Annotated in this window: 12 protein-coding genes; 1 reads left to right on the top strand and 11 read right to left on the bottom strand. The window is 57.3% G+C overall.

The window, feature by feature from the left end; translation table 11 throughout:
- Nucleotide 1: 1 nt before the first annotated feature.
- Nucleotides 2-772, bottom strand: coding sequence for an ABC transporter ATP-binding protein (locus tag EV674_RS01440; protein WP_119011766.1), 771 nt, complete (start codon nt 770-772; stop codon nt 2-4).
- Nucleotides 773-1,059: 287 nt separating this feature from the next.
- Here EV674_RS01440 and EV674_RS01435 point away from each other — a divergent pair, with 287 nt between their 5' ends.
- Nucleotides 1,060-2,898: an ABC transporter transmembrane domain-containing protein gene (locus EV674_RS01435; protein ID WP_119011765.1), complete on the top strand. Its 1,839-nt coding sequence runs from the start codon at nt 1,060-1,062 to the stop codon at nt 2,896-2,898.
- A 115-nt stretch (nt 2,899-3,013) separates the two neighbouring features.
- On the opposite strand, the gene EV674_RS01430 is transcribed toward EV674_RS01435, so the two are convergent.
- The 10 genes from EV674_RS01430 to nuoG are packed head-to-tail and all read right to left on the bottom strand — an operon-like array spanning nt 3,014 to nt 13,644.
- The gene (locus tag EV674_RS01430; protein ID WP_119011764.1) at nt 3,014-3,490 is read right to left on the bottom strand and encodes a DUF1178 family protein; all 477 of its coding nucleotides are present in this window, start codon (nt 3,488-3,490) and stop codon (nt 3,014-3,016) included.
- Between the two features lie 30 nt (nt 3,491-3,520).
- Nucleotides 3,521-3,829, bottom strand: a complete 309-nt coding sequence (locus EV674_RS01425; RefSeq protein ID WP_119011763.1) for a DUF2818 family protein — start codon at nt 3,827-3,829, stop codon at nt 3,521-3,523.
- 16 nt (nt 3,830-3,845) lie between these two features.
- On the bottom strand, nt 3,846-5,339 hold the full coding sequence (gene nuoN, locus EV674_RS01420) for an NADH-quinone oxidoreductase subunit NuoN (protein WP_119011762.1): 1,494 nt from the start codon (nt 5,337-5,339) through the stop codon (nt 3,846-3,848).
- Between the two features lie 24 nt (nt 5,340-5,363).
- Complete coding sequence (locus EV674_RS01415; protein WP_119011761.1) at nt 5,364-6,839, bottom strand: NADH-quinone oxidoreductase subunit M; 1,476 nt, start codon at nt 6,837-6,839, stop codon at nt 5,364-5,366.
- A 13-nt stretch (nt 6,840-6,852) separates the two neighbouring features.
- Nucleotides 6,853-8,877, bottom strand: coding sequence for an NADH-quinone oxidoreductase subunit L (gene nuoL, locus EV674_RS01410; RefSeq protein ID WP_119011760.1), 2,025 nt, complete (start codon nt 8,875-8,877; stop codon nt 6,853-6,855).
- Nucleotides 8,878-8,904: 27 nt separating this feature from the next.
- A complete protein-coding gene (gene nuoK, locus EV674_RS01405; protein ID WP_119011759.1) occupies nt 8,905-9,213 on the bottom strand; it encodes an NADH-quinone oxidoreductase subunit NuoK in 309 nt (102 codons plus the stop codon).
- A complete protein-coding gene (locus tag EV674_RS01400) occupies nt 9,210-9,878 on the bottom strand; it encodes an NADH-quinone oxidoreductase subunit J (RefSeq protein WP_119011758.1) in 669 nt (222 codons plus the stop codon). The genes nuoK and EV674_RS01400 overlap by 4 nt, the downstream gene beginning before the upstream one ends.
- Nucleotides 9,879-9,923: 45 nt before the next feature.
- The gene (nuoI, locus tag EV674_RS01395) at nt 9,924-10,433 is read right to left on the bottom strand and encodes an NADH-quinone oxidoreductase subunit NuoI (RefSeq protein ID WP_119011898.1); all 510 of its coding nucleotides are present in this window, start codon (nt 10,431-10,433) and stop codon (nt 9,924-9,926) included.
- A 14-nt stretch (nt 10,434-10,447) separates the two neighbouring features.
- Nucleotides 10,448-11,524, bottom strand: coding sequence for an NADH-quinone oxidoreductase subunit NuoH (gene nuoH, locus EV674_RS01390; RefSeq protein WP_119011757.1), 1,077 nt, complete (start codon nt 11,522-11,524; stop codon nt 10,448-10,450).
- Entirely contained in the window at nt 11,521-13,644 is a 2,124-nt protein-coding gene (gene nuoG / locus EV674_RS01385; RefSeq protein ID WP_119011756.1) for an NADH-quinone oxidoreductase subunit NuoG, read from the bottom strand. Before nuoG ends, nuoH begins: the two co-directional genes overlap by 4 nt.
- Nucleotides 13,645-13,657: the final 13 nt, after the last annotated feature.

Below are 13,657 nucleotides of genomic sequence, written 5' to 3'. Positions count from 1 at the left end.
GTCAGTGCGCTCCCTGCAATTGGCCATCGGTGGTGCCCATGTACGCTTCCATGACCTGCGGGTTGCTCGACACCTCGGCGTAGGCGCCTTCGGCCAGCACAGCGCCGCGCTGCAACACGGTGATGCGGTCGGCGATGGTGGAGATGACTTTCATGTTGTGCTCGACCATCAAAATGGTGCGCCCGGCAGAGACTTTCTTGATGAGCTGCGTGACGCGGTCCACGTCCTCGTGGCCCATGCCCTGCGTGGGCTCGTCCAGCAGCATGAGTTCGGGCTCCATGGCCAGCGTGGTGGCAATCTCCAGCGCGCGCTTGCGGCCATAGGGCAGGTTGACGGTGAGCTCGTCGGCCAGGTCTTCCAGGCCCACTTCAGTGAGCAGCTGCATGGCGCGCTCATCGAGTTGGCGCAGGCTGCGTTCGCTGCGCCAGAAATGGAACGCCGTGCCCAACTTGCGCTGCAAGCCGATGCGCACGTTCTCGATCAAGGTCAGGTGCGGAAACACCGCCGATATCTGGAACGAACGGATCACGCCCCGGCGGGCAATCTGCGCCGGTGCCTCGCGGGTGATGTCGTGGCCGTTGAAGCGGATGGTGCCCGAGGTGGGCTCCAGAAACTTGGTCAGCAGATTGAAGCAGGTGGTTTTGCCTGCACCGTTGGGGCCGATCAGGGCATGGATGGAGCCCCGGCGCACCGACAGTGTCACGTCGCTGACCGCGGTAAAGCCCTTGAACTCTTTGGTCAGGTGCTGGGTTTCAAGTATGACGTCGCTCATTGCGCCTTGGCCGCTCCGTGTAAATCAACAAAACGCGCCCCGATGGCGCGCCCTCGCAGGTGCTTTGCTGCATCGCATCCTAGGGCGCACCCTTCCTGCAAGCACTGGGGCTAACGCCTATGTATTAATGCCTAAGGGAAAACTACCCCCCGATGGCAGTGGCGATGGCCTGCACCGGGCATGGCCCGATTTACAAGCCAAAAACCGCTCCAAGCCTTACAGGATGTGCGCTAGCAGCTATCAAAAACACCACGAAACGGCCAAGGCACAAGCCCTACACTGCGACCATGGCCTCTTCCCCTTCCGCTTCTACACCGGCGCGTGGCGCGCCGCGCTCACTCACCGGACTGCTGCCTTTTCTGCGCCCCTACCGCTGGCGTATCGCAGTAGCCGGGTTGTTTTTGCTGCTGGCAGCGCTGGCCACACTGGCTTTTCCGTGGGCGCTGCGCACACTGATTGACACGGGCCTGGGCGCAGGCAGCGCAGGCGCGGGCAATGCGGACAACGCAGGCGCGGCCACGCTGGCGCTGCGCCAGCACTTTGGCCTGCTGCTGGCCATTGCGGTGGCGTTGGGCATTTTTTCTGCCGCGCGCTTTTACCTGGTGAGCTGGCTGGGCGAGCGCGTCACTGCCGACCTGCGCAATGCCGTGTACGCCCATGTGTTGCAACAAAGCCCGCAGTTTTTTGAAACCACGCAGACCGGCGAAGTGCTCTCGCGCCTGACCACCGACACCACGCTGGTGCAAACCGTGGTGGGTTCGTCGCTGTCGATGGGGCTGCGCAATGCGGTCATGGCCGTGGGGGCGCTGGCCATGCTGGTCTGGACCAATCCACGCGCCATGGCCATCGTGCTGCTGATGCTGGTGCTGGTGGTACTGCCGGGCATGTGGATAGGTCGGCGCGTGCGCCGCCTATCGCGCGCCAGCCAAGACCGGGTGGCCGACTCCAGCGCCCTGGCCGCCGAGGTGATCAACGCCGTCAGCGTGGTGCAAAGCTACACCGCCGAGCCGCGCGAAGCCACCCGCTTTGCCCAGGCCACGCAGGCCGCGTTTGACACCGCCGTGCGCCGCACCCGCACACGGGCGCTGCTGGTGGCTTTCATCATCATTGCCAACGCGGCGCTGCTGCTGTGGGGTCTGTACCAGGGCACACAGGCGGTGCTGGCTGGCCAGACCAGCGCCGGGCACCTGGGGCAGACGGTGCTGTACGTGATGCTGCTGGCCGGTGCTGTGGCCGTTCTGGGCGAGGTGTATGGCGACTTGCTGCGCGCCGCCGGTGCCACCGAGCGACTGATGGAACTGCTGGACAGCGCATCGCCCGTGGCATCGCCTGCGCAACCGCGCGCACTGCCTGACACGGGCCGGGGCCTGGCCGTGCGCCTGAACGCAGTGGATTTTCACTACCCTTCCCGCCCCGGTCATATGGCCTTGCACAACGTCACTTTGGCGCTGGAGCCCGGCGAAACCGTGGCCCTGGTGGGTACCAGCGGGGCGGGCAAAACCACCGTGTTCCAGCTGCTACAGCGCTTTTACGATGTGGACAACGCCCCGGGTTCGGGCCAGGGCATTTACCTCAACGGCGTGGATGTGCGCGAACTGGCGCTGCCCGAGGTGCGCCGCCAGATCGGCACAGTACCGCAGGATGCAGTGATCTTCTCAGCCAGTGCGCTGGACAACATCCGCTATGGTCGCCCCGACGCCACAGACGCTGAAGTCATCGCTGCTGCCAAGGAGGCCTTTGCCCACGATTTTTTGCAGGCACTTCCCGAGGGCTACGCCACCTTCCTGGGCGAGCGCGGCGTGCGCCTGTCGGGCGGGCAACGCCAGCGCATTGCCATTGCCCGCGCACTGCTGAAAAACCCGCTGCTCCTGCTGCTGGACGAAGCCACCAGCGCCCTCGATGCCGAGAGCGAGCGCATGGTGCAGGCAGCGCTGGACGCGGCACTGCAACGCCACAGTGGTTTGCGTACCACCTTGGTCATCGCCCACCGGCTGGCCACAGTGCAAAACGCCGATCGCATCGTGGTGCTGGAGCACGGGCGCATCGTGGAACAAGGGAGCCACGCCCAGTTGCTGGCACGGGGTGGCGTGTACGCGCGGCTGGCGGCGCTGCAATGGGCCACGTAACGGATGTGCGCAGCCTGCAATTCAGAACAAAAAGTGGCCCTAAAGCTTACCAGTCGGGCGCAAGCAGCTATCAAAAAAGAAGCATTTAGCGCCCTGCCTGCTGCCTTGCAAGCGGTTAATGCAAGGTTTTGGTAGCGATGCCGGGCAAGGGTAAAACGGCAATGCCTTCGTCGAGCAACTGCACAGTTTCTTCGCGGCTGGCTTGGCCGCGGATAGCGCGCTCAGGCACCTCACCGTGGTGCATGCGCCGCGCCTCGTCGGCAAAGTGCGCGCCAACGTCTTCGGTTTGGGCAACAATCTTGCGCGCCACCTCCAGCCACGCTGCCTGCAACGAGGCCACAGAATGGTCAGCGCCACCCGCGGCAGATGCGGGCAAAGGAGTGGACGCGGCGGGCAGTACAGGTTCTTGTGCACTGACCGTCCGGGCACTGCGCTGAATGCGCGGCGCACTCAGCACCTTGCGCACCTGGGAGTCACCACACAATGGGCATTGCAACAGGCCACGCTGGTGCTGGTCTTGGAAATCTGCTTCACTGCCAAACCAGCCCTCAAAGGTGTGGTCGTTCTGGCAACACAGATCAAGCACTTTCATAGCGCATCAACGGTCAGGCGCTGACAATTTTCAGGCGCCACGGTGACGCACCAGGTAGCGGTAGACAAAGCCCGGAAAAGCCAGCGTCACAAACAGCGTGCCGGTGATGGCGTAGAACTCCCAGCCTTGGGGGGCAATTTGCCCGGCACGCTGTTCCAGCAGCAGGGCAAAAGTACCGACCACAAAGTACAGCACCACCAGCTCCAACAAACGCAGCCACAGGCTTTTGTGCGATGCCAGCGCAGGCCCCGCCGCCAGCAGGCGCTGGTTGACAAAGGGCAAGTTAGCGGCAATGCAAGCCGCCACGATCACCATCCAGATGGAAGCAGTTTGGGACACGAGGCAGGCAGATGTATCAGGTGGCCAGCGAACGCACGATGGCATCGGCACACAAAGCCATCAAGCCACCGGGCAGAATGCCCAGCACCAGCACCAGAGCGCCGTTGAGCGTCAGCACCACGCGCACTTCCAGCGAAGCGGACACCCGGGTGGCGGTGAGCGGCGCATCAAAGTACATGACCTTGACCACGCGCAGGTAGTAGAAAGCGCCAATCAGCGACATGACCACCGCAAACACGGCCAGCGCAATGTACAAGCCCTGACCCGATGCCATCAGCGACTGCAACACTGCCAGCTTGGCATAGAAACCCACCAGCGGAGGAATACCGGCCATGGAGAACAAGCACACTGCCAACACACCTGCATACAGCGGGCTGCGCTGGTTGAGGCCAGCCATGTCGGCAATTTCTTCGCTCTCAAACCCTTCGCGGGCCAGCAGCAGGATGACGCCAAAGGCAGCCAGCGTGGTCAGCACATAAGTGACCACGTAGAACATGGAAGCGCTGTAGGCGCCCTGGATGGTCGAGGCTTCGACGTTGCCGTTGATCACGCCAGAGAGCAAACCCAGCAATACAAAACCCATTTGCGAGATGGTCGAGTACGCCAGCATGCGCTTGAGGTTGGTTTGTGCAATGGCGGCCAAGTTACCGACCAGCAGCGAGGCAATCGCCAGCACTGCCAGCATTTGCTGCCAGTCAATGGCCAACGGCAGCAAGCCATCCACCAGCAAGCGCATGACGATGGCAAAAGCAGCCAACTTGGGCGCGCCACCGATCATCAGTGTGACCACAGTGGGGGCACCCTGGTACACGTCGGGAACCCACATGTGGAATGGCGCAGCGCCCAGTTTGAAGCCCAGGCCCGCCACGATGAACACCACGCCAAACACCAGCACCTGGTGGCGAATCTGACCGGAGTTCACAGCCTTGAAGACCTCACCGATGTCCAGCGAACCTGTGGCACCGTACACCATCGACAGGCCATACAGCAGAAAGCCGCTGGCCATGGCGCCCAGTACAAAGTACTTCATGGCTGCTTCTGTGGCTGTGGCGTGGTCACGGCGCAGTGCCACCAGCGCATAACCTGAGAGGGTGAGCAATTCCAGGCCCAGGTAAATCACCAGGAAGTTGTTGCCGCCGATCATGATGAACATGCCCAGCAACGAGAACATGCCCAGGGTGAAGAGCTCACCACCGCGCAGCATGTCACGGTCGGCAGCGTAAGGGCGGCCATAGATCAGCGTGACCATCATGGCCACGGTAGCAAAACACTTGAGCCAGTTTCCCATGGGGTCACTGACCACCATGTTGCCAAAGCCATAAAAGGTGTTGCCGCTGCTGGCATACACGCCTTGGAGCACGGCCACCACCGCCAGCGTCAGCAGGGTCAGGACGTAGGTGGGCGTGCGCCGGGCACTGGTCACACCCAGATCTACCAGCGCAATCACGCAGGTCATGACCAACAGCAGAATCTCTGGGTAAATGGCTAGCCAACTGATGTTGTCAATCATCTCGGGTCTCTCAATTCAGTCTGGTCAGTTGAGCTTGGTCAGTGCCACATGCTTGAGCAGCTCGGCCACAGAAGCATCCATCACGTCCGTGAAGGGGCGAGGGTACACACCCATATACAGCACTGCCACGGCCAGCACGGCCATGATGAAGAACTCGCGGCGGCCGATGTCGAGCAAGGCTTTCACGTTTTCATTGCCCACGGGACCCAAGTACACACGCTTGAACATCCAGAGGCTGTAAGCGGCACCCCAGATCAATGCGGTGGCAGCGGCCAGACCAATCCAGAAATTGGCCTTGACGGCAGCCAGGATCACCATCCACTCGCCCACGAAACCGGCAGTTCCGGGCAGGCCGCAATTGGCCATAGTGAACAGCAGCGCAAAGGCAGCAAACTTGGGCATGGTGTTGACCACGCCGCCGTAGTCGGCGATTTCACGCGAGTGCATGCGGTCGTAGAGCACGCCAATCGACAGGAACATGGCGCCAGAGACAAAGCCGTGGGCAATCATTTGCACCAAGCCTCCGGATACACCGAGGTCGTTGAAGACAAAGAAGCCCAAGGTGACAAAGCCCATGTGCGCCACAGACGAGTAAGCCACCAGCTTCTTCATGTCTTTTTGCACCATGGCCACCAAACCGACGTAGAGCACGGCCACCAGGGACAGCGTAATCATCAGCCAGGCCCACTCACGCGAAGCATCGGGGGCAATGGGCATAGAGAAACGCAGGAAACCATACGCACCCAGCTTCAGCATGATGGCAGCCAGTACGGCAGAGCCGCCAGTGGGCGCCTCGACGTGTACGTCAGGCAGCCAGGTGTGTACTGGCCACATGGGCACCTTGACAGCAAAAGCAGCAAAGAACGCAAAGAACAGCAACGTCTGCGCGCGCGCATCCAATGGTAGTTTGTGCCAAGCGGCGATATCAAAGCTGCCACCCGACTGGTGGTACAAGTAGATCAGGGCAATCAGCATCAGCAAAGAGCCCAGCAGCGTGTACAGGAAAAACTTGAACGCTGCATAGATCCGGTTCGGACCGCCCCAGATACCGATGATGAGGTACATCGGTATCAGCGTGGCCTCAAAGAACACGTAAAACAGCATGCCATCAAGCGCGCTGAATACACCGATCATCAAACCCGACAGGATCAGGAACGCCCCCATGTACTGGTTGACGCGCTCGGTGATGGACTCCCAGGAGGCAATCACCACGATGACTGTGATGAAAGCAGTCAGGGGGACAAACCAGAAGGAAATGCCGTCTACCCCAAGGTGGTAGAAGATATTGAAGCTCTCAATCCAGGGGGTCTTTTCGACAAACTGCATCGCAGCAGTGCCCAGTTTGAAACCTTCGTACAACGGCAAAGTGACAGCAAACCCGATCAGCGAACCAATCAGGGCCAACCAGCGAACAGCCTGAACCTGGCTCTCACGCCCCAAAGCCAGCAGCAGCGCACCGAACGCGATTGGCGTCCAGATGGCAAGACTCAACAAACCCATTTTTGTTTTTCTCCTACTTGTTGAGCCAGACAAACCAGGTCATCAGGACAAAAATGCCCAGAAGCATGACCAATGCATAGTGGTACACATACCCCGTCTGCATGCGGCGAACCAGCCCTGCAATCCATCCCACCAGCTTCCAGGAGCCATTGACGAGCGTGCCATCAATCACTGCCTGGTCACCACCCTTCCACAAACCCACGCCCAAAGCACGGGCACCGCGCGCCAGGATGTTTTCGTTGATCCAATCCAGGTAGTACTTGTTTTCAAGCAGGGTGAACACCGGCATGAAGGTTCTCTTGATGGCAGCAGGCAAAGCTGGATTCACCATGTACATGTAGTAGGACAAGGCCACACCAGCCAGTGCCAGCCAGAACGGCGCGGTCATCAGACCGTGCGTGGCCATGGCCATGGGGCCATGGAAAATCTCTGCCAGTTTGGCCATGGCAGGGTGCTTGACGGGATCGACAAAAATCACGCCTTTGAAGAAGTCACCAAACAGCATGGGCTGGATGGTCATGAAACCGATCACGACCGAAGGAATCGCCAACAACACCAATGGAACCGTCACCACCCAAGGAGATTCGTGCGGCTTGGCATCGTAGTGGTCACCATGGCCATGGTCGTCGTCGTGGTGGTGTGCATCAGGATTCTGGTCGTAACGCTCTTTGCCGTGGAACACCAGGAAATACATGCGGAACGAATAAAAAGCAGTCACAAAGACACCCGCCAGGACGGCAAAGTGTGCAAAACCAGCGGCAGGCAAGTTACTGAAATGAACAGCCTCAATGATGCTGTCTTTGGAATAGAAGCCCGAGAACAGCGGTGTACCGATCAGTGCCAGCGAACCAAGCAACGAAGTAATCCAGGTGATAGGCATGTACTTACGCACAGCGCCCATCCAGCGGATGTCCTGATTGTGGTGCATTCCCATAATGACCGAACCAGCCCCCAGGAACAGCAAAGCCTTGAAGAAAGCGTGCGTCATCAGGTGAAAGACAGCCACCGAGTATGCTGATGCACCCAACGCCACGGTCATGTAACCGAGCTGCGACAGGGTGGAATAAGCCACCACACGCTTGATGTCGTTCTGGATGATGCCCAGGAAACCCATGAACAAAGCGGTAATAGCGCCAATCACCAGAATGAAGTTCAAAGCCGTATCCGACAACTCAAACAGTGGCGACATGCGCGCCACCATGAAAATGCCTGCCGTCACCATGGTGGCAGCATGGATCAGCGCGGAAATGGGTGTGGGGCCTTCCATCGAGTCGGGCAACCAGACGTGCAGCGGAAACTGCGCGCTCTTGCCCATAGCGCCGATGAACAGGCAGATACAAATGACCGTGATCAACATCCAGTCAGTGCCTGGGAAGGTCAAAGCACCCAAGGCGCCGGTCTGGCCAAAGAGTTCGGTGTAATTGAGAGTGCCGGTATAGGCAGCAATCAGGCCAATACCCAAGATGAAGCCAAAGTCACCAATACGGTTGACCAAAAACGCTTTCATGTTGGCAAAAATAGCCGATGGTTTGTTGAACCAGAAACCGATCAGCAGATAGGAAACCAGACCCACAGCCTCCCAACCGAAGAAAAGCTGTAGCAGGTTGTTGCTCATGACCAGCATGAGCATGGAAAAGGTAAACAGCGAGATGTAAGAGAAGAAGCGGTTATAGCCTTCGTCCTCTTCCATGTAGCCAATGGTGTAGATATGCACCATCAATGACACGAAGGTCACTACGCACATCATCATCGCTGTCAGGCTATCGACCATAAAGCCCACTTCCATCTTGAAACCACCCACCACCATCCAGGTGTAGAGGGTTTCATTGAAGCGGGCACCATCCATGGCAACGCTCTGAAGCGTCATGGCAGACAGGATGAATGCCACCAAAACACCAGCGATGGTGAGCGTGTGCGAGACGCGGCGGCCAATCCAGTTGCCACCAAATGCCGTACCGAAAATACCGGCGAGCAAAGCGCCCGCCAGCGGCGCCAGCGGAACAGCCAGAAGCGTTGAAGCAGAAAGGGTTTGACTCATTGTGGAGAACCTTGCATGTCCGTCGGATCAACCGCGGAGGGTGTCGAGGGTGTCCGCGTCGATATTGGACTTATTGCGGAACAGCAGCACCAAGATGGCCAAGCCAATAGCCGACTCAGCAGCAGCGACGGTCAGAATGAAAAACACAAAAACCTGTCCATGCATATCGCCCAGGTAATGGGAGAACGCAACGAAGTTCATATTGACAGCCAACAACATCAGTTCAATGGCCATGAGCAAGACGATCAGATTCTTGCGATTCAAAAATATACCGATCACTGCCAAAGCAAACAGCATTGCTCCAAGTGAAAGAAAATGCCCCAGAGTCAATGTCATGCCTTTTTCTCCTCACCAGCAGAGACGACAACACTATCAGCTGCCGCTTTTTGTGTAGCCGTCACTTTTACAAGGCGCACACGGTCCGCAGAACGCACACGCACCTGTAGCGCTGGATCAATAGCCTTGCTGTCTTTCCGACGGCGCAGGGTCAATGCAATGGCAGCGACCATACCCACCAGCAAAATCACCGAAGCAATTTCTACGGGATAAAGATATTTGGTGTACATCAACTGGCCAAGTGCCTTGGCATTGGAGTAAGGCACCACATTACCGGCAGCATCCAGAACAACGGCCAACGCTTTAGGCTCATCCATGCCACCAAAGCCACCCATCAATATCGCAGCCATTTCAAGTGCAATCAGCACACCCATGGTGGCGGCCAGTGGGAAATGCTTCCAAAAACCTTGTCGCAGCGCATCTTCTCTGATGTCTAGCATCATGACGACGAACATGAAAAGCACCATGACGGCACCCAGGTACACCAGCACCAGGACGATGGCCAGAAACTCGGCTTTGAGCAGCAACCACACACCGGCAGCCTGCGAAAAAGCCAACATCAAATGCAAAACGGCATGCACTGGATTGCGGGCAGTAACGACCCGAAAGGCCGCATACAGCAGCACTACCGAGAATAGATAGAAAAAACCAGTCTTGGCGTCCATGAGTCAGTTCTTTGTAAGAGGTCAGGCGTCAATGCACGCGCAATATCAGCGGTATTTGGCGTCCGCTGCCTTGGCTGCAGCGATTTCGCCTTCGTAGCGGTCACCCACGGCCAACAACATATCCTTGGTGAAATACAAATCGCCGCGCTTTTCCCCGTGGTATTCGAGAATTTGCGTTTCGACGATCGAATCCACTGGACAGCTTTCCTCACAAAATCCACAAAAAATGCACTTGGTGAGATCGATGTCGTAGCGGGTGGTACGGCGCGAACCGTCTTCGCGAACATCCGACTCGATAGTGATAGCTGTCGCAGGACAGACAGCCTCGCAGAGTTTGCAGGCAATGCAACGCTCTTCGCCATTTTCATAGCGGCGCAAGGCGTGCAGACCCCGGAAACGTGGCGACAACGGTGTTTTTTCCTCTGGAAACTGCACCGTTACTTTGCGGCGGAAGGCATAGCGCCCGGTCAAGGTCATCCCCTTGATCAGCTCCACCAGCATGAAGCTTTTGAAAAAATCCTTGATGGAAAAGGATGCAGCAGCAACAGCAGCCATTTGTGTATCCCCGCTCATTTCCAGATGTTCCACGGCGAGTGCAACCAGCCCCCGACCAGCACCAGCCACACCAAAGTGACCGGAATAAAGATTTTCCAGCCCAAACGCATGATCTGGTCATAGCGAAAGCGCGGGAAAGTAGCGCGAATCCAGATAAACATGGATACCACCACGAATGTCTTGATACCCAGCCAGATCCAGCCGGGAATGAAGTCAAGCGCCGCCACAGGCGAGAGCCAGCCCCCCAGGAACATCAGCACCGCCAGAATGGACACCAGCCACATGCTGGCATATTCAGCCAGAAAGAAGATGGCAAAACCCATGCCTGAATACTCCACCATGTGACCAGCAACGATCTCTGCTTCGCCTTCAACCACGTCGAATGGATGGCGGTTAACTTCGGCGACGCCAGAAATTAGATACACGATGAAAATCGGCAGCAGTGGCAACCAATTCCAGGACAAGAAATTCAAACCATAGCTAGCAGCCGTGCCAGAAGCTTGGCTCATCACCACCGCCGTCAAGTTCATGCTGCCAGTGACCATGATGACTACCAAGAAGCAAAAGCCCATGGCAATTTCATAGCTCACCATCTGCGCTGATGCGCGCATGGCACCAAGAAACGCATATTTGGAGTTGGACGCCCACCCCGCAATAATCACACCATAGACTTCAATCGAAGTAATGGCCATCATCAGCAAAATACCGACGTTGACATTGGTCAGTGCCACATCCGGGCCAAATGGAATTACCACCCAGGCTGCCAAAGCAGGCATGATGGCCATTACTGGGCCAAGGATGAACAAACCTTTGCTGGCAGCAGAAGGTTGGATGATTTCTTTGGTCAGCAACTTGACAGCATCGGCAATGGGTTGCAATAAACCCAAAGGCCCCACCCGGTTGGGACCATGGCGCACCTGCATGAAACCCAAAAGCTTACGCTCCCAGAGCGTGAGATAAGCCACCGCCCCCATCAGCGGCAGCAAGATGACAACAATCTTGATCAATATCCAGAGCACTGGCCAGACGGCAGCGCTCCACCATCCCTGGGACACCAAACCCAGACCACCGTTGTAGATTGCATCAATCATGCTGGCACCTCCCCAGATGCCAAGCGTGCATCTACCGTCAACTGCAATGAGGCGGCTCGGCGAACTATGCCATCGAGTTGGTAAATCGACGCCACCACAGGTTCACCGGCTTGTGCAGGCGATGTCAGAGTCTGCGCCTGAACACGCCGTGTGGACATGTCTAACAACCCGCCAGAAGGTACATTGACCGCTTTGGTCAGAATTTCCTGCGATGTTTCAAAATCGAAATTCGACAAACCGAGCAAGTTACCCAATACCCGCAGAATTTTCCAGCCAGGACGGGTTTCACCCAGAGGCTTGACCACGGCATGGAAGCTTTGCACGCGACCTTCCGCATTGATAAAACTGCCGGAGGTTTCTGTGAACGGGGCAATGGGCAACAACACATCGCTGAATTCCATATTGGCCTTGAATGGGCTCATGGTGATCACCATGTCGACTTTGCCCAGCGCTGCTACAGCCTGCGCGCCAACAGCACTGTCCCACTGAGGCTCGGTATTCAGCAACAGCGCGCAGCGCAGTCCACCGGCCAGCATTTGCGCGGCATTCAGACCCTCTGCGGTGGGCATCGCACCCACCCACTGCGCTCCCACAGTATTGGCAGCCTCCGTAAGGTACCCCACTGTAGCGCCTGTATTCTCACCAATCCATTGCGCCAAAGCCAACAAGTTGGAAGCTTGCGCATGGTGAGCGGCGGCATTACCGAGCAAAACGGCTTTGCGTTCACCGCTCAACAGTGCTTGGGCAATGGCTTGTGCCACTTCGCCAGCCTGTCCTTGAGGCTGCGGTGCAACAACACCTTTGGCCTGTGCCACAGCAGCGGCCACATCTGCCAAGGCTTGCACCCACGCATTGGACTGTGCCACTAGCGTATGGGCCACCGGCATAGCCCAGTCACGCACAACCGAATCAATAGCAGTGACCACCGCACCCTTGCGTGCAGCTTGGCGCACACGCTGCGCAAACAAAGGATGGTCTTTGCGCAGGTTGGATCCAACCACCAAAACCGATTGCAAAGCGGACAAAGAAGCAATGGAGCAGCCCAACCAATTTACGCCGTGCTGGGTGGCGAATTCTGCATTGCGCAGACGATAGTCGATGTTATTGCTACCCAAGCCTTGCACCAGAGCACGCGCCAAGTACAACTCTTCCAGCGTACTGTGAGGGCTGACCAAGGCACCGATCTTGTTGGCACCGTGGTCTTTCTTGATTTGCTGCAAACCGTTGGCGATGTATTCGAGCGCGGTCTGCCAATCCACTTCACTCCAGACACCTCCTTGCTTAAGCATGGGGCGCGTCAGACGCTCAGCACTATTCAGGGCTTCATACGAGAAGCGATCACGGTCAGCAATCCAGCATTCGTTGACGTCTTCATTTTCGAAAGGCAAAACACGCATGACCTTGTGGTTTTTGACTTGCACCACCAGATTAGCACCCGTCGAGTCATGGGGACTGATCGACTTGCGACGGGACAGCTCCCAGGTACGAGCGCTGTAGCGAAATGGCTTGCTGGTCAAAGCACCCACAGGGCAAATATCAATCATGTTGCCCGACAACTCGGAATCGATGGTGTCACCGGTCACAGTGGTGATTTCGGAATGCTCACCACGGTGAATCATCCCCAACTCCATGACGCCAGCCACTTCCTGACCAAATCGCACGCAACGGGTGCAATGAATGCAGCGACTCATTTCCTCCATGGAGATAAGAGGACCGACATCCTTATGAAACACCACACGTTTTTCTTCTTCGTAGCGCGAAGAAGTGCCGCCGTAACCCACGGCCAAATCCTGTAACTGGCACTCACCACCCTGATCACATATAGGGCAATCCAGCGGATGGTTGATGAGCAAAAACTCCATCACGGATTTTTGAGCCTGTATCGCCTTATCACTTTTGGTGCGGACGACCATACCTTGGGTGACAGGCGTGGCACAGGCAGGCATCGGTTTGGGTGCCTTTTCTACCTCTACCAGACACATGCGGCAATTGGCAGCGATAGATAGCTTTTTGTGATAACAAAAATGCGGTATGTAGGTGCCCGCTTTTTCAGCAGCATGCATCACCATGCAACCTTCAGCGATTTCCACCTTCTGACCGTCAAGTTCAATTTCAACCATATGCTTTTCTCAC

Source organism: Simplicispira metamorpha (assembly GCF_004341365.1).
Classification (GTDB): domain Bacteria; phylum Pseudomonadota; class Gammaproteobacteria; order Burkholderiales; family Burkholderiaceae_C; genus Simplicispira; species Simplicispira metamorpha.
This window is presented reverse-complemented; position numbering and strand designations above follow the sequence as displayed.